Annotated in this window: 17 protein-coding genes; 9 read left to right on the forward strand and 8 right to left on the reverse strand. The window is 45.0% G+C overall.

Annotated features, from left to right (window positions below):
- Positions 1-48: 48 nt before the first annotated feature.
- Complete coding sequence (locus F6K38_RS22320; protein WP_131827235.1) at positions 49-1,170, reverse strand: hypothetical protein; 1,122 nt, start codon at positions 1,168-1,170, stop codon at positions 49-51.
- Positions 1,171-1,694: 524 nt separating this feature from the next.
- Between F6K38_RS22320 and F6K38_RS22325 the strand changes: the two genes are divergently transcribed.
- The 3 genes from F6K38_RS22325 (at position 1,695) to F6K38_RS22335 (ending at position 6,568) form a co-directional block, all read left to right on the forward strand.
- The gene (locus tag F6K38_RS22325) at positions 1,695-2,384 is read left to right on the forward strand and encodes a C40 family peptidase (protein ID WP_008183202.1); all 690 of its coding nucleotides are present in this window, start codon (positions 1,695-1,697) and stop codon (positions 2,382-2,384) included.
- A 294-nt stretch (positions 2,385-2,678) separates the two neighbouring features.
- The gene (locus F6K38_RS22330; protein ID WP_008183199.1) at positions 2,679-5,471 is read left to right on the forward strand and encodes a PAS domain-containing sensor histidine kinase; all 2,793 of its coding nucleotides are present in this window, start codon (positions 2,679-2,681) and stop codon (positions 5,469-5,471) included.
- Between the two features lie 134 nt (positions 5,472-5,605).
- The gene (locus F6K38_RS22335; RefSeq protein WP_008183196.1) at positions 5,606-6,568 is read left to right on the forward strand and encodes an RluA family pseudouridine synthase; all 963 of its coding nucleotides are present in this window, start codon (positions 5,606-5,608) and stop codon (positions 6,566-6,568) included.
- Here F6K38_RS22335 and F6K38_RS22340 read toward each other — a convergent pair.
- The 3 genes from F6K38_RS22340 to F6K38_RS22350 all read right to left on the reverse strand — a co-directional run bounded on the left by F6K38_RS22340 (position 6,548) and on the right by F6K38_RS22350 (position 8,892).
- Positions 6,548-7,339: a phycobilisome rod-core linker polypeptide gene (locus tag F6K38_RS22340; protein WP_008183195.1), complete on the reverse strand. Its 792-nt coding sequence runs from the start codon at positions 7,337-7,339 to the stop codon at positions 6,548-6,550. The two genes, F6K38_RS22335 and F6K38_RS22340, sit on opposite strands and share 21 nt — an antisense overlap.
- A 355-nt stretch (positions 7,340-7,694) precedes the next feature.
- Positions 7,695-8,285: a hypothetical protein gene (locus F6K38_RS22345; RefSeq protein ID WP_008183192.1), complete on the reverse strand. Its 591-nt coding sequence runs from the start codon at positions 8,283-8,285 to the stop codon at positions 7,695-7,697.
- Entirely contained in the window at positions 8,242-8,892 is a 651-nt protein-coding gene (locus tag F6K38_RS22350; RefSeq protein WP_008183190.1) for a phycobiliprotein lyase, read from the reverse strand. Before F6K38_RS22350 ends, F6K38_RS22345 begins: the two co-directional genes overlap by 44 nt.
- Positions 8,893-9,369: 477 nt before the next feature.
- Between F6K38_RS22350 and F6K38_RS22355 the strand changes: the two genes are divergently transcribed.
- Positions 9,370-9,537 (forward strand): NblA/ycf18 family protein, encoded by a 168-nt coding sequence (locus F6K38_RS22355; RefSeq protein WP_008183188.1) that lies wholly within the window; start codon positions 9,370-9,372, stop codon positions 9,535-9,537.
- Between the two features lie 669 nt (positions 9,538-10,206).
- Here F6K38_RS22355 and F6K38_RS22360 read toward each other — a convergent pair.
- Both F6K38_RS22360 and F6K38_RS22365 read right to left on the reverse strand, forming a co-directional pair.
- Complete coding sequence (locus F6K38_RS22360) at positions 10,207-13,272, reverse strand: two-partner secretion domain-containing protein (RefSeq protein ID WP_287357472.1); 3,066 nt, start codon at positions 13,270-13,272, stop codon at positions 10,207-10,209.
- Between the two features lie 101 nt (positions 13,273-13,373).
- Positions 13,374-13,967, reverse strand: a complete 594-nt coding sequence (locus tag F6K38_RS22365) for a phycobiliprotein lyase (protein ID WP_287248201.1) — start codon at positions 13,965-13,967, stop codon at positions 13,374-13,376.
- A gap of 133 nt (positions 13,968-14,100) precedes the next feature.
- Here F6K38_RS22365 and F6K38_RS22370 point away from each other — a divergent pair, with 133 nt between their 5' ends.
- Entirely contained in the window at positions 14,101-14,964 is an 864-nt protein-coding gene (locus F6K38_RS22370) for a pentapeptide repeat-containing protein (protein WP_287357474.1), read from the forward strand.
- On the opposite strand, the gene F6K38_RS22375 is transcribed toward F6K38_RS22370, so the two are convergent.
- Positions 14,952-15,173, reverse strand: a complete 222-nt coding sequence (locus F6K38_RS22375; protein WP_131827234.1) for a hypothetical protein — start codon at positions 15,171-15,173, stop codon at positions 14,952-14,954. The two genes, F6K38_RS22370 and F6K38_RS22375, sit on opposite strands and share 13 nt — an antisense overlap.
- A gap of 216 nt (positions 15,174-15,389) precedes the next feature.
- On the opposite strand from F6K38_RS22375, the gene F6K38_RS22380 reads away from it, so the two are divergent.
- A complete protein-coding gene (locus F6K38_RS22380; protein ID WP_287248206.1) occupies positions 15,390-15,620 on the forward strand; it encodes a DUF8630 family protein in 231 nt (76 codons plus the stop codon).
- Positions 15,621-15,649: 29 nt separating this feature from the next.
- Complete coding sequence (locus F6K38_RS22385) at positions 15,650-16,513, forward strand: HEAT repeat domain-containing protein (protein WP_287357475.1); 864 nt, start codon at positions 15,650-15,652, stop codon at positions 16,511-16,513.
- Here F6K38_RS22385 and F6K38_RS22390 read toward each other — a convergent pair.
- Positions 16,501-16,686 (reverse strand): hypothetical protein, encoded by a 186-nt coding sequence (locus F6K38_RS22390; protein WP_287248211.1) that lies wholly within the window; start codon positions 16,684-16,686, stop codon positions 16,501-16,503. The two genes, F6K38_RS22385 and F6K38_RS22390, sit on opposite strands and share 13 nt — an antisense overlap.
- Before the next feature lie 299 nt (positions 16,687-16,985).
- On the opposite strand from F6K38_RS22390, the gene F6K38_RS22395 reads away from it, so the two are divergent.
- On the forward strand, positions 16,986-17,855 hold the full coding sequence (locus F6K38_RS22395) for a phycobilisome rod-core linker polypeptide (protein ID WP_287357477.1): 870 nt from the start codon (positions 16,986-16,988) through the stop codon (positions 17,853-17,855).
- Between the two features lie 190 nt (positions 17,856-18,045).
- Positions 18,046-18,558: phycobilisome rod-core linker polypeptide (locus tag F6K38_RS22400; protein ID WP_287357479.1), on the forward strand; the 513-nt coding region annotated here is incomplete at its 3' end.

The following is an 18,558-nucleotide window of genomic DNA, read 5'->3' on the forward strand; positions in this document are numbered from 1 at the left end:
CTGACTTCTGACTTCTGACTTCTGACTTCTGCTATATTTGTCCCTTTTCTACTTGCCAAAGTTAGAGAAGCTATAACCAATGCCAAAGGAAATTCCGAGATCTGCGGCACCATCAACAAAAATTCCAGTAGTTAAGGCAGCATTGGCCACAAAATTGGGTCCAAATGGCCAATCAACACCACCAGTAACGATTAAACCCACATTGTTGTCATCACCTGTAGAAAAAGCCAAACCACCACCAGCGAAAGCTGAGTAAGTAGGCGGCTCAAACGGTTCATCCTGGAAAATAAAGTTGTAAGTAGCTGGGATCACAAAGGTAGCATCATCATTGATTAGTATGCTAGGACGAACTGATAAGGTGGGGGATAAATCATATTTGCCGTTAATCATAAAGCCACCTCGACCAATATTGGTGCCATCATCAGTAAAACCGATATGACCGCCAATTCCAACATAGTTTCCAACCCCAAGGCTGTTGCCAGTAGGATCAATATTTCTCTGAGCTACAGGGGTGCCTACTTCATAGGAGATGGCTGGTGAGGTGTCAGAGGTGGCTTGATCTAGTTGTATTTTTAGAGCTGCCACAGATGTAGCTAAAGTCCCTGGTCTCGGTGGAGCTACCACAGGATTATTAAACTCTTGAGAAGGTGTTTGGTATTCCTCAGTGATCGGTTCTAGCTCTTGTTTGGGGGGATCAGCAGGATACTCCTGGATAGTTTCTAAATTGGCTAATGGTACCTGCTTCTGTCTGACTGTATAGTCAGCAATTGGTGCAACTGAGCCATTGAATTGGGAGCGGTTGACTAATTCACTAGGAGACCCTACCGACTTACTGGCACGAACCGCTGCTCCTATCCTGTCCAATTGCCCTAAACGGGAATTAGCTCGATGGTCAGTGATAGTGTTGAGATTCCCTGATGGCAGACTAGTTGGTCTGAATATATTTTTAGGAGTTTGTGTAGTTTCCGGATTAAATCGATTAGGGTCAACTGTGATGGTGGAAGTTGCTGCTAATTGCTCAGGTCTGACGGCTGCTGCTGTCTGGGTAAATTGCTTTACCGATGAATTATAGCGAGGTGTTTCAGCAGTAGCAGACAGCTGGTAACTGACCATCGTCAATACTGCCATACTCAGTTGGATCGAAAGGGTCTTAGGAAAATTACTCTTCACACTCACTCCTCAAAAACTACTTGGTGACTGGTTAGGGGTAACAAACTTAGCAGTTAGCCAAAAGCTAAAAGTTATAGTTCTTGGTCAGTAACTTGTAGCTGCTAGTCACATCAGATCAGGTCAGGTACTCAAAAATTTGAACCCTATCCTAGGATAGTCTACTCATCCCTTGAACTTTACCAGATACAAAGAGCAGAATAACCTCATTTTGGCTTTTAGTTTTGCCCTGCGTAAACATCACTAACACAGGACTTAGGCATCTACACCTGTAAAACCTCTGCAATTCTCTATTTCCGGTTGCCCGATCGGAAATTACCGATTGGCGTTGGCCCCTGATTTTTCCTCTGAGTGGGGTAAGTCCACTTGCCAGCTCCTGAGGCGCTCGATCAGAGTAATTTGATCATGAGGCAGTTAGGGAAAGGTGGCTCTTGGGGCAACGGTTGATTTCGCTGCTTAATCTTCCTAGTTGTTTATCCTTCTAGAAAAGGACCATAATCTGAGTGTGAGTTCCCGCTTCCTATACTATGGTTTTGCTTGAGCAATTACGAGCCAATGATTTGGAATACTACTGTCTTGCTAATCTCAACCTCTATGATTCGCCCAACTGTAAGCGTTTAACAACACAAGCAGCTACGGGAAGGCACTTGTGGGTCAAGTCTGTCCCACCTGTCGGTAATGCCTTAGAAGTATGTCTGTGCGAAGATAACTATTCTGGTTGGTTGCCTGTGTCGGATTTGGCTCTACTGGACATAGCTAACACTCCTTATCGCCCCATTTCTCTGTCTCCAGCTCAAATCCAAGCACGAATAAAAGCGGTGATTGGGTTTACTAAAGCAGCAATGCACCAAAATCCCTACTACCTTTGGGGGGGTACAGTAGCTCCCAACTATGACTGTTCAGGGTTGATGCAAGCAGCGTTTGCAGCATCGGGGATTTGGTTACCCAGAGATTCCTATCAGCAAGCAGCTTTCACCCAAACCATTAGAATGGAGGAATTACAACCAGGAGATTTGGTCTTTTTCGCTACCGCCCAAAAAGTGAACCATGTAGGATTGTATCTAGGTGATGGTGATTACATTCATAGTTCGGGTATTGATCATGGTCGTAATGGGATTGCAATTGACCAGCTTTCAGAACAAGGGGATGAGATAACAAAGTATTATTACCGACAGCGCTACGGAGCTGGGCGAGTTGTGGCAAGTTATCAGCCCTAGTCACCTAGCCCAATTATCTAGCCCAATTATCTAGCACAGTTATCTAGGACGGTACTGCTCGAAGAGAACATGCCAATCAGGCTTACTGTAAAGCTCTCAGCAGGGCTTCAGGGCAAAAGACTAAAAAATATTACCACAAAATGTCCTCAAAATTTCCTTTCCTTAGAGAAATCTTCTGAGCTTTCTAAAATACTCCTGCTGATGATCTTGTGATTATACTGATTATTGAGGGAAGACTGTGGGTAGATGTATCCCTAGCTTATCTGTAGAATTTCTGACGGATCGAGCCCAGCAATGAACACCACTCAGTCTCACATAAAAAGTACTGAAACAATGGCAGAGGCAGAGTCCGCCCTAAAGATCTTGTTTTCTTTATCACTTGATCTATTATGCACCTTTGGTCAAAACGGATATTTTCAACAACTCAATCCGATTTGGGAAAAGGTTCTAGGTTGGACTTGCTCCCAATTGCGATCGCGACCTTGGATTGAGTGGATTTATCCAGAAGATCGGGAAGTTACTCTCAATGCCCTTCGTGATTGTGGTCAAGGAAAACTAGTCGAATACCGGAATAGAATTTACCACAAAGATGGTAGCTTGCGTTGGCTGGCTTGGAGAATTTCACAGGATGAACAGGGTCTTTTCTATGCTGTTGCTAAAGATATCACTAGCATTAAAGAGCTAAAATCTGGATTGGACGATGGTAACTCTACTGGCTCCTATGAAGGTAGTAAGGGCTGTGAAAATCTGAATCGAGATCAGCAAAACTTCAAAAATTACTTTGCTCTATTAACCGAATGGCTTTATCGCTATGAAGCGGTTAGTAAAATCAGTGGTCAGTTGCTCTACGAATGGAATACCCAGACAAATGAATTGATTTGGGGTCACAATATTGAACAAGTATTGGGTTATTACCCAGGAGAACTCACCAACACTAGGCAAGGGTGGGATGAATTAATTTATCCTGATGATTTAGAACGATACCGACACACCATAGAACGGGTGATTGTCACTAAGGAGCCTATTCATCTTGAGTATCGGATCCGTAAGAAGGATGGCACATACATCACGGTTGAGAACAAAGGACAGTTTTACCTAGATAGTTCGGGTAATCTCAATCGTGTGCTGGGGTTAATTGTTGACATCACGGAGCGCAAACAGGCAGAAGAGGCATTACGCCTGAGCGAAAAAAGATTTCGCCTAGCAGTGGATAATTTCCCCGGTACATTTATGATCTATGATGCCCAGCGGCGGCTCCAGTTTATCAATCAACAAGGCGTTAAGCTTACTGGAGTGTCTGATTCACCACTACTGGGTCACACTGACGAGGAAATCTATCCACCTGTATTTAAGGATATCTATGTGAAACTGCTACAAAAGGCTGTGGAAACCCGTACACCACAAGTCGAAGAACTTACTCTGACTTTGCCAGAGGTTGGTGAACTCACTGTCCTTGCTACCTATATTCCCCTGCTAAATGAGCAAGGAAATATTTATCAAGTTATCGGGATTATCCAAGATACTACCCAGCGCAAGCAGGCAGAGGTAGAACTACGCCAAGCCTATCAGCAATTGAGACTAAATACAGCAGCGGCTTTAGACGAGAAAGATGCCCAATTTGGAAGGGTGTTTGATGAAGCACCTATCGGAATGTCACTTTCAGATTTGGATTATCAGTTTATTCAGGTGAATCGGGCTTTTTATGAAATGCTCGAATACACCAAGTCTGAACTAATGGCTCTCAATGGTTTGGCAATTACTCATCCTGAAGACCTAGAAAAAGCCAAGCCTTATATTAAGCAGGTCATACAAGGAGAAATTGATAGTTTTAAGTTAGAAATACGTTACCTAAAAAAGAATCAAGATACCCTCTGGGGTAATTTAACCATGATGGCTATGCGAGATCAAGCAGGAGAAATCCTGTGTATTTTGAGCATGGTTGAAGACATTACAGAACGCAAGCAGGCAGAGGAGGCGGTGCGACACAGTGAAGAACGATTTCGTGCCATCATTGAAGATCAAACTGAACTGATCTGTCGGTTGAAACTTGATGGCACCCTAACGTTTGTCAATGATGCTTACTGCCGCTATTTTGGCAAAGACCGATCTGAATTAGTAGGGCAAGTATTTTTGCCAAAAATGCCTCCGGAAGACGAAGACATTGTGACCCGGAACTTCCGTTCTCTTTCTGTAGAGAATCCGATCAACACTTACGAACACCGAGTTCTTCTCGACTCTGGAGAAATTCGCTGGCAGCAGTGGAGTGATCGAGCTATGTTTGATGAACATGGCCACTTTATAGAATGCCAGGCGGTGGGAAGGGATATCACTGAACTCAAGCAAGCAGAAGCAGATATTCGTAAGGCATTGGCTAAGGAAAAAGAACTCGGTCAACTCCGCTCAGGTTTCGTTTCATTAGTTTCTCACGAGTTTCGTACGCCCCTGACTACCATTCAATCTTCTGCTCAAATGCTGCAACGCTATGAGCAAAAATTGTCCGCTGAGAAAAAACTGAAGCACCATGATAAAATCCAGCATGCTGTGCTCCGGATGACTCAACTTTTGGATGATGTTCTAACCATTGGGAAAGCCGATGCCGGGAAACTCAAGTTTGAGCCAGAACCCATGGATTTAGTTGCTTTGTGTCAGGACATACTCGAAAATATCAAAATTAACCTGGGTTTTAACCATAACCTGATATTCCTTAGTCATGGTAGTTGCCAAGATGTCCTAATCGATGAAAGACTTTTGAGTCATGTCGTTAACAATTTGCTCTTAAATGCCATTAAGTATTCTCCAGAAGGAGGTACTATCAAATTTGAACTCAATTGCAATTCTTCGACCGCAGTAATCCAGGTCCAAGATCAGGGGATCGGTATTCCTAAAAAAGACCAATATCAACTATTTGAGTCCTTTGAAAGAGCAAGTAATGTTGGCAGCATCCCTGGGACTGGACTGGGTTTAGCAATTGTCAAAAAATGTTTAGACTTGCACGAGGGTACAATTGCTGTAAACAGTGAAGTTGGGGTGGGAACTACATTTACGGTTACCCTACCGCTGCACTTTGCTACGAACCCAAATAATTAATAATATCAAATCCGGTTAATCACTTCTACAATAGTTGATCGGCTTTAGTTAATTGTTAATTATTGATAATGAATACATAATTAAAGTCTTCTGTATTCCTAATTCTCAGTTCGGTTGACAATCAACGCTCAACAATGACCCCTCAGCTTTCTATCAAATTCTTGCAAGTTCAGGAAACTAGCAAGTCTACTGGTTCCACTCCCAGTTATCGCCTTGACAGCTATATTGCCCAACAAACACCTGACTTGTCTCGCTCTCGTATCCAGAAGCTGATTGAACAAGGCAACGTGCAAGTGAATGATCACGTGTGTATCTCAAAAAAAGCTAAAGTTCAGCTAGGCGATCGGATCTCCTTAACCATTCCTGACCCCAAACCCCTGGAATTACAACCGGAAGTCATCCCCTTAGACATTCTTTATGAAGATGACGTTCTGATTATTATCAATAAACCGGCTGGTTTGGTAGTTCATCCCGCACCTGGCCATGAAAGTGGTACTCTTGTCAATGCCCTTTTAGCCCACTGCCCTAAACTTACAGGTATTGGTGGTGTTCAGCGTCCAGGGATTGTCCACCGCTTGGATAAGGATACAACTGGTGCAATTGCGATCGCAAAAACTGACCAGGCTCATGGACATCTACAAGCCCAACTCCAAGCCAAAACTGCTCAAAGACAATATTTAGGTGTAGTCTACGGTGCTCCGTCTGCTGAGTCTGGCACCATTAACCAACCGATTGGACGGCATCCTGTAGACCGCAAGAAAATGGCTGTCGTGCCAGTAGAAAAAGGGGGACGCCCAGCTATTACCCATTGGCAAGTCCGAGAACGACTGGGCAACTATACCCTCATGCATTTCCAATTAGAAACTGGTCGCACCCACCAAATTCGTGTCCACAGTAGCTATATTGGTCATCCCATTGTTGGAGATACCGTTTACAGCAGTGCTCGTTCTGTCGGTGTTAATCTACCGGGTCAAGCACTTCACGCTTGGCGACTACAACTACAGCATCCCGTTTCTGGGGAGTGGATTGAGTTTGTTGCCCCTCCCCCCCTAGCCTTGATCAAACTCTTAGACGTGCTACGACTTCGCTTCAGCTAGTTCCTTTTGCGGAGATTCCTGAGCCCGATATGGCACTAAGGATTCGTAATCGATGTTTATAGCTGATATTCGTGGGATAGTGTTGCCTTGGGGAGACAGTTCCCGTGCCATGCCCATATACAGAGACGGATCCCCTAACTTGGCCTTCTTGTCTTGTGGGACGTAACTGCGCACCTGGGTCTGCCAAATGATTTGTGGGAAGCCCAGTACTGCACGGTAGTATTCGTTGTAACGTGGAGATTTGATGTTGAATGGTGTTTCACCCTGAGGCCGACCGGGAATCACTCGACGCCGTTGATAGGGGACGGTGTTGTACCCAAAATTCTCCATGTACTCTTCGCTGTCGAGCAGTTGATCGACGAAGCCTTGGATACCCTTTGTGGCAATTATAACTGCCCAGGCTAATTTTTCCCTTTCGCCATAGATATCACGTCCAAGCACCCGCTGCACGCACTGCTCTACAACCCGATAGTTGCTGTTTTTGTCATAGAAGCTGGTCTTGAAGGTTTCAGAAAGCAACAACCCACGAATGAAGTCCCGCACTGTGATCTGACCGAAGCGGAGTTGAGACTCCAGGAACGGTTCACGATCCGAAGCAAAGGCATGGAAGAAGATCTGACGGTATCCTGCCTCGATTAGGGCATCCATGTCCCCGGGGGAGAGCAAGTTTTCAGTGGAATAAATTCTGGGTTGCTCTTCTCCTGGTATCTCATACCCATCTATGCGCGCATTCTGCGTCACAGGGGCGTAGCCTAGTAAAGGAATAGCCACGTTTTTATCTCCGTATTCTTAGAAAATCTTACAAACCTTAATCAAATATATAATGAATCCTGTGTCAGTCTATAAAAAAATTATATTTTAATCGATATTTTAATCCCTAAAGCGACTAGTGATAGCCGGGACAGCCGTCAATAGCCAATAGTCATCGGTTCATCAACTAAGGGTACTCTTTTGGGATTACTCTGAGTATCCCTTTTTAAGTTAATCGCCTCAATCACGAATAGGTTATTAATTTTGATTAATTAAAACGTTAATCAAAGCAATAATTTTTAATATTTATTAGGATAGCCCAAAAGAATTAGACAATAGCCTCCTTAGGCTCTGGCTTAACCTTCGCCTATCGCTCCTACCCTCCATACCCCATCCAAAAAGACAGTGGATTAGTCTTGGATGGACACTCTGGCCAATCCCGTAGGTAAGTTTCGAGATCTAACTGCCAGCGTGGCGGTTTTAATCCTAGACCCAAACAGAGATGGGAAATGACATCAAAAAAACGCTGATCGTGACCAGGGGAACCTAAATGAGCATGGGCATATTCATGGATGACAATACTCAACCAATCAGACCGTGCAATGCGTCCGACATCAATTAATATCACCGCCGGAGTGGCTAAGATGTTGCAAAAGCCATCAATACCAAACTTTTCCCCTAAAGGGGTTGCCAAAATCCGCATTGGGGGAGATCCGGAATCATGATAGCAGCTATGACAGGCTTCTAGGCAAGTCTGGAGTTCACCATTAATGGCATCAATGTGATTGCCAATCCAGGTATAAATGCGATCGCGTTCTTTAACATTATCAGTGATCTCTACCATACTTGGGTCTAAAGCCAGCTGACCCACAGCATTCAGATACTGGTAGCCCCGGATTAAAGGATCATCGCTGATGGTGGAATCACCAGCCCAAGATTGAATAATACTCTTCCGGTGCCAAGACATTTTGTTGTTTTTGAGATGTCACGCCAATATTAGCCCCAGTATTAGCGCCAGCACTAGCCCCATTATCTAAATTAGAGTCAATCCGGGTTTCGATACAAAATGATGCGCTGCTAAATCCACCAAAACGTTTCACTATACTGGTACGCATCCGCCGAGATGGAGTGATAAACGAGAAACGCTCATGAGCACTCATGGTTTCATATTCCGTAATCAGCACTAGCCCATCTTGAGCATCCATTTTATAAAGACCAGCTACTGGCATGGTTTCAGCGTAACCTTTTTCCCGCAATAACTTACCTTTTCTAGGAGAGTCGGCATCTGGAACCACCACCATCACCGTCGAGTCTTTGTGACCGTCATCACTCTGATCCCAAGCCATTGTGCCCTGCCAACTGACCAAAGCTCCACCTGCTGCCAAACTCGGGTTAATCTTATGAAGCTCACACAGTTCAATGACTTGGGGATGATCAGCCTCTAAGGTAGCTACATTTATGTCCAACTCTCCCTTCTCTGCTTGTCGGAAGGCTAGGTGATGGGTCGTGCGTTGCGATCGCCAGTTGCCAGCACTGAGCTGGAAAAATTCCATGGCATCAATAATTGGATCCATATTATAGTATTTGGTTTACCGAGTTTTTACTTAAATTTTACTTAAACTTTAATTTTTGCATATTCCTGAGATTTTTCCAAACAAGCCATCGATGCCCAAGCCATCAGCTTTTCCGCTGGTACGCTACATATACTGATACTAACTGGAATTGTGCCACTATATAGGTGGGTTTGGCCTCAGGTTTTGCGTAATATCATGTCCGAATAATTACTTTTAATCAAAATCTTCCCATCTCCCCATCAATATTTATTTATGATCGGTATTCAAAGAGCTCAGCCTATCAGACATACAGGCACAAGGGTAAATAATGCCTTTCCGGATTTTTATTACAATTTGTATCTTTGATTACTTATTGCTTGACAGAATCGACAGTATTCTATAAGTGTGTTAGATTGATTAACAACGGCCAAAAAAAAGAGCAGTCGGAACATTCGTCCGCCTGCCCTAATCAACGTATGTAAGCTTAGGAGTAAACCTATGGAAACGCCTGGAAAGCTAAGTTTGGAGCAACAGTTCCAGATGAAAATCTACCAAGACCAAGTCAAGCTCTTGAGCCAGGAGGAGGCTCAGTCCTATCTCTTGGAAGTTTTGCGTCAAATGATGGTTAAGGAGAATCTATTCCGCCATCTACTCAAAAACGCTTAACTCTTAATTAGCTGCGAAGGTTTCACTTTGCTTGACTTGTTTTAAGGGGTGCCTCAGTCGTACCTAAAGTGGAATAATCTACACCAGCATGGGAACGCCTATAATCTAAACCTTCGCTGCTGATCTGAACCTGCTAATAGCCATCCTAGCGCTTTAGCCCTTGCTGGGCTACTACTAGATAATAATAGTGTATTTTAGCAATTTCGACTTACGTAAGAACATCGAGATACTCAGGGAATTAGATACTTAGGTAATTAGATAGTCAAGGAATTCTTACCAAGACCCCTTGGCTGTTAATGGTTTAAATTTACAATCTTGAATTTAGACTAGGAACTAGCTTGCATAGTGCTGACTTTAAGCTTCCTCCGAATTCTAGCACACATGATAAGATTAGGGGTGCTCGATTTTTGCGTTACTTGCGATTATCTTCCGTTTCAGGTCAATCAGCACTTAGGCAAAATTGGGCAACCAACCCACTGAGCTAGTCGAGCTTATCGGCCACACAGAGATTGATCAAGCTGGCCAAGGGCGTTGCTAAGCACTAGCGACCACAGGATTAATCCCTAGCTAGATCTAGGGTGGGCAGAGATGTAGGGTGGGCAGTGCATCAGACCGATTCATCAACCTGGTGATAGCCAAGCTAAGCACTGCCCACCAAAGGATTAATCCCTAGGAGCGATTACTAATTCTCCTGAGATCCTGGCAAGAGGGGGATTTCAATGAAGAGTTAGCCCAGGTATCGGGGGTGGTAGGGAAAGCAGTGAGAATAACGGTACCATCAGGGCCAATCAGCCAACCCTGAGCTTCTACAATTCGCCGCCTTGGAAGCTTTCGAGCCGACTCCTCCCTAGCAGCAGGAGTGATCTGACTCTGATCATTTTCTGTTGCCGAGTTATCTATGGTCACCCAATCTGCTATCACCGTCTGGCTGATGATTGGGTCAAGGGGACTCGGAGGTAAGCCACCCCGTCCAGTAATAATGAATTCATCCCCTTTGGAACTGTTTGATCCTACTTTGACATTGTCGGTGCAGCTAGCGGCAATCAGTGTAGATGGATCAACTACAGTAGTGGGGAGTTCTACTAAACCATGAGAGGGATTAACCCCAAGGATGTTGATTTGTATGTCACCGTCTACACCACGCTCAGAACTGGCGATGATATCACTCAAGTTGGTTAGTTGATCCGGAAAGTTGAACCCAAAGATCCCTTCAGCGGTAAGTGTAATATTACCCCCCATGCCCTCAAAGGCATTAGCGGTGATGTCGCTATTTTCTTCCAGGAAGGCCACAATTAAATCAGCATTAATGGTGATATCGCCACCATCTCCTGGTTGGTCTTCGGTACCGGCGCTGGTGGTGATTTGACTACCGTTGCGCAATAGTAATAAATCCTGTAGGGTCAGAGTAATATTGCCACCGTCTCCGCTAACGGTTTCAGTAGAGATATTACTTTCTTCAAGGAAGATAGAGTCAGCCTCTACCAAGATGTCACTAGCATTTCCTTGGCCAGAACTACTAGCAGTCACTTGAGCATTATTGGTTAAGGAGAGCGAGCTTCCCCGAATGATGATGTTAGGGTCTTGGTTTTCTTGAGAGTTAACAACTGCTCTTTCCTCTACAGCTGTAGTAATTCTGCTGTCTGAGAGGGAAATGGAGTTGGCATTGAGTGTGATTGTTCCTATTTTGCCAGTAGTTTCGGTAGTACTTAGAATCTCACTATTGTTTTCTAGGGAGATGGAGTCAACATTAATTATTATTATTCCAGCATCCCCAGTACTGTTATCAATCGTTCTGGTACCAATAGTACTGCCTTCTCTGAGCACAAGTGAGTCAGCAGTAATGGTTATTTTTCCAGCATCCCCACTGCTATTGTCTTGAGTCTCGCTGCCAATACCATTGCGCTGACCTTCCAACAATAAAGAACCGGCGGTGATGGTGATCTCTCCAGCATTGCCAGTACTGTTATTTCTAGTGTTGGTACCAATACCACTTTGTTCTCTGAACACAACTGAGTCAGCAGTAATGGTTATTTTTCCAGCATTGCCCTTGCCTTCAGTATCGCTACCCAAACCACTACTATTTTCGATAACTATAGAACCAGCGTCGATGATAACTTGTCCAGCATTCCCCTCTATGGTTTGTCCAGCATTATCCTGACAGGAATCAGTTAAACAAGCATTGCTACTGATACCAGCGTTTCTGATCAGGGATATAGAGTCAGCGGTAACTTCTACTTGACCAGCATCCCCCTTACCTTTTGTCCTACTACCAATCCCCGCCTCTTCTATGGTAAGGGTACCTGTTTGAACGATAACGTTTCCAGCATTTCCATTATCCCCAGAGGTGAGGCTATTGATTCCAGCACTTTTGAGGGATATGGATTCACCACTGATCACGGTGATTGGTGGGGCCTGATCGCTACGGTTGTTATTTCTGTTGATTCCGAAACTTTCCAATGCGATCGCACCAGCCGCAGTAATGGTGACTGCTCCTCCGCCAGTATCAATGCTCCCATCCATTAATTCCACATCACCACTACCGGAGTTGTCACTATCCGCTTCCAGGACTAGATTCAGGAAACCACTGTTGGCCTTAATATCAAACTTTTTGAGACTAATATCATTGGCCGCTTGCAAACTTAGAGTGACTTCACCGTCTGTAGTTTTGGTAATCCCAAAGTCATCTGCAGTGATATTTCCTTCCTGAGTGCCTGTGTTTCCAGTAGTGATGGTGACATTGGTGCCACCATTGAGTTGAGCTTCAAACAAGCCAACTTGATCTCCTAATACCGTTACTTTGCCGCCGGTTTGTCCTGGGGAGAGGTTGGCAGCGCTTAGGGTACCAGAGATCATCACCGTTCCTGGCTCAAGTGGCACTACAGTACCGGAATCGGTAAGTGTTACCTGACCGTCACTGGAAACTGTTACGCCAGTGTCATGGTCCAAACTACTCAAAAATTCAGTGACAGAGGCCGGAGCGGATGGTGTTAATGGCACCTTTGGGGTGGATAGTGTCAAAATCTGTCCAGCTTGCCCCAATTGCACTAAGGTTTCAGCAGGGACCGCTAATATATTAATCTCACCCCCTGATGCTAGGATATCCCCAGTGCTAATCACACTCCCACCAACTAAGGTGACATTCTGTCCCTGTCCCACAGCTAAATTGCCAGCATTTACGATCGGCTGAGGATGATTCTGGCCATACTGCAATCCCGGAGTAATGTTAATGGTTAACAGGGGTGGTTCTTCGGGATTGGTAGCACTAAACTCGGTGCCATTGCCAAACACTACACTATTAGCGGTACTTCCGACAAAGGAACCGGCTACATCTAATTGGGAATTGGCTCCGAAAACAATACCATTAGGATTGAGCAAAAACAAATTGGCGGCACCATCTACTCCCAGGGTTCCGAAGATCTTGGAGATGTTACTACCAGTTACTCGGCTGAGAATGTTGTTAATGCCAGCGGGATTGGCAAAGTAAACCCGCTGCAAGTCCCCAACATTAAAATCAGAAAAGCTATGGAATAGGTTCTCCCCTCTGGTTGCTCCACCTTCAATCAAGTCAGCAGGAAGTCCTTTAACCTCTACATTGGGTTTAACAACACTTGGATTATCCCCCAAGGTATGATCCGGAACAATCTGAGCTAGAACGGGATTCACTGAATGGGTAATCCCATAGTATCCACTCAGACTGATGGCACCAAAAATTACTAGCGATTGCAATATTTTCATGTTTACTTAGCCTCCTATAGGTAAACTTAGGAGTAATCTAAGTAAATATGCTCCGAGTTGAATTATTTTGATCAGATAATTAAGTTTTAATGACTTAATTACTATTGTGCCGCCATAGCTCTAGCGCGATTAGTTTCAATCATTTGCTCCAGCATTTCCCTAGAAACACAGCGGCGTTCAGAGCAATAAGTCATGAGATTGATACCATTCATCATGCGCACAGTGCTGACTCGCACACGAAAATCATCGGTGACAAACCAACAACGTTCTTGACCCTGATTGTTTTGATAATTGGTATCAATGGTGAGGATGCCGTCTTTGCCAAACCAATACCGACTCACTACCGGAATACTTTCCACATAGCCCTGGTCTCGAATCAATTTACCACTAAGCTTAGTTTCATCGTCTGGAACATCAATCAGAATTGCGGCATATTTGGAATTTGGTTCCCGGTCATCTAAATTGATTTGCCACATAAAGCTCGCTCCCCCCATCGCCTGGCTTGGGTCAATGCTTTGGAGGTCACACACGGCTTTGACTTTAGGGTTATCTTTTTCGATGACTTGAACAATCAGATTGGATTCTCCGGATTCATCGGCAGCGTTATCAAAGTGATGAACTGTGCGTTGAGTAAACCACTTGCCCTCGCTTTTGCGAAAGAAGTCCATCATGGTCATGGGTGGCTTGAGTCGCATTTTTGCTTGAACCTCCTATTAGTGATAGATGGGTAGAGCTAGCCCCTACCCTAGAAATAGTAATGGTTTTTAATATCCTGTGTTCCCACCAGAACGGTAAAATAACCCTGGCAGTTCCAGGTAGAGTTTAGTAATGACAATTAGTCAAACTCGGTTAAGCGATCGCACTAACAACCAAGCTATGGATATCTTAAAACGGTTCCAAGCCGGAGAGTATATCTCTGATGCTAATCTTGAGGGCGTTGATTGGAGTCAGAGAGACTTGTACCAGGTTAACCTCAGTGGTGCTAACCTACATAAAGCTAATTTGAGCCAAGCTACCTTGACTGGGGCTAATCTTAGTCAGGCAATTTTGCGGGAAGCGAATCTGAGGGGAGCTGATCTCAGGGGAGCTAATCTCACTGGCGCTGACCTGACTGGCGCTGATTTGGAAGGGGCTTATCTAAACCGGGCAGATTTAAGGAAGGCTAATTTGACCATGGCTAACTTAAATGAAACCAACCTACAAGTAGCCCTGTATGACCGGGAAACCAATTGGCCAGAAGGATTTCGCTACAAAAGTTCTGGGGCTGTTGGGCCTGGTGCTAATCTCAATGGTGCTTTTCTCAATACTGCTAATCTCAGGGGAGTTGACTTGCAAGGGATTAGAGTAATAGGAGGCTATCTCAGCGGAGCGGATTTAACCGGTGCTAATTTGCAGGATGCTGCTTTGAGTGGATCCAACTTACGGAAGGCTTTCCTGACCGGGGCTTGCTTGCGCAATGCCCGTATGAGTGGAGTGGAGCTGGAGGGAGCGGATTTGCGAGGAGCCGACCTGACTGGAGCAGATTTAAACCATGTACAAAATATTGCTGGCGCTGACTTTACCATGGCTCAAGGCATCAGTGAAGCCACCCGTTCCATGCTCTTGAATCAACCATATAAAGATCTAGACACCTGGAATCCCTATACTCGCAGCAATACTCGGGAAAGCTTAGGGGCCAGTCATCGTAGTTGAAGGTTAAGGGGTTGAAGGTTGAAGGTTGAAGGTTGAACGCGCACGCGTGGCCTTTTGGCCAAGGTTGAAGATTGAAGGTTGAAGCGTTGAAGGTTGAACGCGCACGCGTGGCCTTTTGGCCAAGGTTGAAGGTTGAACGCGCACGCGTGGCCTTTTGGCCAAGGTTGAAGCGTTGAAGGTTGAACGCGCACGCGTGGCCTTTTGGCCAAGGTTGAAGGTTGAAACCTGTAACCTGTAACCTGTAACCTGTAACCTGTAACCTGTAACTTGTAACCTGTAACCTGTAACCTGTAACCTGTAACCTGTAACTTGTAACCTGTAACCTGTAACCTGTAACTTGTAACCTGTAACCTGTAACTTGTAACTTGTAACTTGAAAGCTGTAACCTTATTATACAATAATCACCATTTAAGAACGTCACCAAAATGTCTGAGAGTCAAGAAGCAAAGCCATCAGCGGCAGAAATTGAGGAAGTTATTACTGAACTAGAGAAATATCGCGAAAGACTCGTTAATGATGTGATGAAAATGGCCGAGAAGGTGAAATTGCCTAAAAAAGCGGTCATGGAGCATATCAAAAAACACCCGGAAATTGTAAAGATTGACACTGCTCTGGAAGATCTCCGCCCCCAGGAATCCTCTTTGCCATCATCCTGAAGCAACTGACTCAAGCAACTGAATTACCCATGGTTACGGAAACTCAACCACCAGCTCCCTCTGAAACTGACCGTTTGCTGGCTGATGTCAATAGCCAACTTACTGAGGGAAACGTTGATATTACTAATGCGCAACAGTTAAAACAGATGGTTGAATCCCTGGCTGATAGCCGGGGCATGGTCAGACTGGGATTCGTGGAAGCCTTCGGCAAAATTGGTAAGCCAGCTTCTCCGTTTTTGCTCGAAGCACTAGCTAATCACCCAAACCCGGTGGTGCGCAGGTCTTGTGGCAAGGCTTTAGCAAAAATCAGGGATCCCCAGGGGGTTCCTACCCTGATCAATGCTTTGTTAAATGATGAGGATACAGTGGTCAAGAGTTCAGCGGCTGGAGCCTTAGCCAGAATGGGAGAAGCGGCTGTGCCAAAGTTGATTGAGGTGTTGGAATCAGCAGATTATCCCCAAACTGCCAAAGGTCATGCCTCTTGGGCACTGGCGTTCATTGGATCAGAAGCAGCAGAGCACCTGTATCAGGCAATCCACTCAGAATCGGAAGATGTGCGGATGGCAGTAGTGGGAGCGATCGCTAATTTGGTAGATGAACCAGGGCATGACCAGGCTACAGAAATTCTCCTAATAGCACTTAAAGATGAATCTGTCAATGTTCGTGCAGAAGCAGCTACATCGGTGAGCCAAATTGACCCCCAGCTAGGGGTTCCCCATTTAATCCCGTTACTGGAAGACCCCAGCCAAGAAGTGAGGCGGAGGGTAATCTTATCTTTAGGGAAGCTGAAGGATGAAGCGGCTTTACCTGCCTTAACAGCCAAGTTATCCGATGAGCGAGAGGAAATTCGCCAACTGGTCAAGGTAGCGATCGCACAAATTCAGAAGGGTTGAAGGGTTGAAGGGTTGAAGGGTTGAAGGGTTGAAGGGTTGAAGGGTTGAAGGGTTGAAGGGTTGAAGGGTTGAAGGTTAAAGGTTAGAGGTTGTTTGACCTTGGGGTTAGGTTGAGAGTAGCTTGAAAAGCATGAGTGAAAAATAAAACAATCATTCGATACTTCATAAGTCATATTTCATAATTCATACTTTATAATTCAGAATTTCTAAGATAGTCGTCAGTTTCAATCACAGAGAATCCCAGAAGTTTACAAATCTTGATAATTTAGGGTGATCAGGGCATTGTATAAATAAATGTGTGAAGGTGTAAAACACTGACACAATCTCGCTCACAGGAGCTATGAGCTCCCAAGATTCCTCCATCAGGAGTCGCGAGAGAGGTTATGTTGTTGTTTAAAAGCTTGTAAAGTTTTTTAAACACCCTGAGAAAACTCTGATTAAAAAATTTGTTGCTATCTAGGAGAATCTGTTAATGGCATTCGGACCAGCATCACAGCTAGGTGTCGGCCTATTTGAAGACACAGATCCAATTGAAGTGTGGCCAGGTATCTCAAGCGAGGACGCTGAGGCCGTGATTCGGGCGGTCTATCGGCAAGTATTGGGCAATGCTTATGTCATGGAAAGTGAGCGCCTCGCTGTCCCAGAGTCTCAGTTCAAACTAGGTGAACTCAGCGTTCGGGAATTTGTGCGGGCAGTAGCTAAATCCGATGCTTACAGCTCCCGGTTTTTCGACAAATCCCCCCGCTACCGGGTAATTGAGCTGAATTTCAAACATTTACTTGGTCGGGCTCCCGATGGCTTCGATGAGATGAAGGCTCACAGTATTATCTGGGATGAAGGGGGCTTCGAGGCAGAGATTGATTCCTACCTCGACAGTGACGAATACCAGGAAGTCTATGGGGAAGACACCGTTCCCTTCTACCGGGGCTACAAAACCCAAACAGGCAAGAAGATGGTTGGGTTTACCCACATGTTCCAACTGTTGCGAGGAGCATCTAGTAGCGATTTCAAAGGGAGCTTGGCTGGCAATAGTCCCTGTCTAAATAAGAATGTAATTCAAGAAATTCCTACAGCAGTCATTCCCCCGTCTGGTGGGATATCTGGCTGGTCTTTCCAAGAAACCCCATTGGGTGCCAGAACTCGCCATGGTGCTGGAGCTGGTGCTGAAGGTAAGGTTTACCGGATTGAGGTAACGGGCTATAAGTCCCCTGGGGCAGTGAATCGGGTATCAAAATTCCGGCGCAGTAACCAGGTCTACCTGGTTCCGTTTGATCAGCTCTCCAAAGAGTACCAGCGGATTCATAAGCAAGGTGGCGTGATTGCCAGCATCACCGTTGTGTAATTAGGATTCAATCGGGATTCAAACGTTTCTAATCTGGAAAAGTTCGTGTATTTCTGCGTGCCTTGGCAGCAAGCCAACTAGTTTGCTGCCAAAGAAGGTAGAGGTGCAGTGAAATTAAGGGTTGGTTGCTTTGTTTTGGCAAGGAAAATCCCCTTTAGTTTGAATAAGTTTTTTGCAAGGAGAAATTTAAATGGTCAGTACAGCGCCTACTGCCAAGTTTGGTCTAGATTCAGATTTGATCTTTGAACTATGGCCCACTAGTGGCATTGATGAAGTACAAGCTGTAATTCGGGCAGTTTATCGTCAAGTTTTGGGCAACCCCCACATTATGGAGAGCGAGCGGCTAGTGAATGCTGAATCGCAATTATGCGATGGCAGCATCACTGTCAGGGAATTTGTCCGGGCTGTGGCAAAATCAGATTTCTATCGCGCTCGGTATTTTGAATCCTGTGCGCCCTACCGATTTATTGAGCTGAACTTTAAGCATTTATTGGGTCGTGCTCCCCTGGATCAGACAGAAATTGCGGAACACATCCGCATCTGTATTGAGCAGGGCTACGATGCTGAGATTGATTCTTACATCAATAGTGACGAATACCAAAATAATTTTGGGGATGATACCGTACCCTACTATTGTGGTTCTAGTAGCCAAATCGGTCAAAAGCAGGTGGGCTATAACCGTACCCTCTCCTTGGTAAGGGGT

Source organism: Moorena sp. SIO3B2 (assembly GCF_010692525.1).
Lineage (GTDB): Bacteria > Cyanobacteriota > Cyanobacteriia > Cyanobacteriales > Coleofasciculaceae > Moorena > Moorena producens.

Excerpts from the sequence above, each read along its gene's own strand:
- F6K38_RS22365 (WP_287248201.1), bottom strand. The coding sequence starts at position 13,967 with ATGCGACTCAAGCCACCCATGACCATGATGGACTTCTTTCGCAAAAGC.
- F6K38_RS22350 (WP_008183190.1), bottom strand. The coding sequence starts at position 8,892 with ATGGATCCAATTATTGATGCCATGGAATTTTTCCAGCTCAGTGCTGGC.
- F6K38_RS22370 (WP_287357474.1), top strand. The coding sequence starts at position 14,101 with ATGACAATTAGTCAAACTCGGTTAAGCGATCGCACTAACAACCAAGCT.
- F6K38_RS22355 (WP_008183188.1), top strand. The coding sequence starts at position 9,370 with ATGGAAACGCCTGGAAAGCTAAGTTTGGAGCAACAGTTCCAGATGAAA.
- F6K38_RS22345 (WP_008183192.1), bottom strand. The coding sequence starts at position 8,285 with ATGTCTTGGCACCGGAAGAGTATTATTCAATCTTGGGCTGGTGATTCC.
- F6K38_RS22335 (WP_008183196.1), top strand. The coding sequence starts at position 5,606 with ATGACCCCTCAGCTTTCTATCAAATTCTTGCAAGTTCAGGAAACTAGC.
- F6K38_RS22380 (WP_287248206.1), top strand. The coding sequence starts at position 15,390 with ATGTCTGAGAGTCAAGAAGCAAAGCCATCAGCGGCAGAAATTGAGGAA.
- F6K38_RS22325 (WP_008183202.1), top strand. The coding sequence starts at position 1,695 with ATGGTTTTGCTTGAGCAATTACGAGCCAATGATTTGGAATACTACTGT.
- F6K38_RS22395 (WP_287357477.1), top strand. The coding sequence starts at position 16,986 with ATGGCATTCGGACCAGCATCACAGCTAGGTGTCGGCCTATTTGAAGAC.
- F6K38_RS22360 (WP_287357472.1), bottom strand. The coding sequence starts at position 13,272 with ATGAAAATATTGCAATCGCTAGTAATTTTTGGTGCCATCAGTCTGAGT.
- F6K38_RS22390 (WP_287248211.1), bottom strand. The coding sequence starts at position 16,686 with ATGACTTATGAAGTATCGAATGATTGTTTTATTTTTCACTCATGCTTT.
- F6K38_RS22330 (WP_008183199.1), top strand. The coding sequence starts at position 2,679 with ATGAACACCACTCAGTCTCACATAAAAAGTACTGAAACAATGGCAGAG.
- F6K38_RS22385 (WP_287357475.1), top strand. The coding sequence starts at position 15,650 with ATGGTTACGGAAACTCAACCACCAGCTCCCTCTGAAACTGACCGTTTG.